Consider the following 652-nt stretch of genomic DNA (forward strand, 5'->3'; position numbering starts at 1 on the left):
GTCAGCCTCGTTTGGTTCGGCCTGCTCTCCATAGCTCGTGATCGAGCGCCGAGCCCGGTGTCCGTCTCCCCTCGATGTTCGATCCGCCCGGCAATGTCGCGGGGCGGTACCTATTTCTATACGGAGCACCGCCATGGCTACCGGCACCGTCAAGTGGTTCAACGCAACCAAGGGCTACGGCTTCATCCAGCCGGATGACGGCTCGAAGGATGTCTTCCTGCATATCTCCGACATCCAGCGCTCGGGCATCCAGGAGCCGCGCGAGGGCGACAAGCTCGAATACGAGCTGCAGCGCGGCCAGCAGGGCAAGACCTCGGCCGGCAATCTGAAGCAGGCCTGACGGCCTTGGGCGGGGCGGTTTCCACCGCCTCGCCCGCCAGGCGGGTCCGGCAAGGATCGCGCGGGCATGCGGGGCGTTCTCGATTGCGGGCGCCCCGGAAGGCCACGTCGCCTGTGACGCGGCCGCGAAAGGACAGAGTGAACACGACAGCATTGCGAGCCTCGACGAGGCTCGGCCCCAGGACAGGGACGGCCAGGACGGCCCATCCCATCGCAACACCGTACCTGCCCGAGCCCTCGGGCCTGACGCAGGACGAGATCCGCCAGATCGTCCTCGACCTGATCGGCTGACGGAGGACGGCGGGGCGCGCGG

Annotated in this window: 2 protein-coding genes; both read left to right on the forward strand. The window is 67.6% G+C overall.

Annotated elements, in window-relative coordinates:
* Nucleotides 1-133 precede the first annotated feature (133 nt).
* Entirely contained in the window at nt 134-340 is a 207-nt protein-coding gene (locus LHA35_RS28460) for a cold-shock protein (RefSeq protein WP_226615277.1), read from the forward strand.
* A 137-nt stretch (nt 341-477) separates the two neighbouring features.
* Complete coding sequence (locus LHA35_RS28465; protein WP_226615280.1) at nt 478-630, forward strand: hypothetical protein; 153 nt, start codon at nt 478-480, stop codon at nt 628-630.
* The last annotated feature ends 22 nt before the right edge of the window (nt 631-652 follow it).

The organism is Roseicella aerolata (assembly GCF_020523605.1).
Lineage (GTDB): Bacteria > Pseudomonadota > Alphaproteobacteria > Acetobacterales > Acetobacteraceae > Paracraurococcus > Paracraurococcus aerolatus.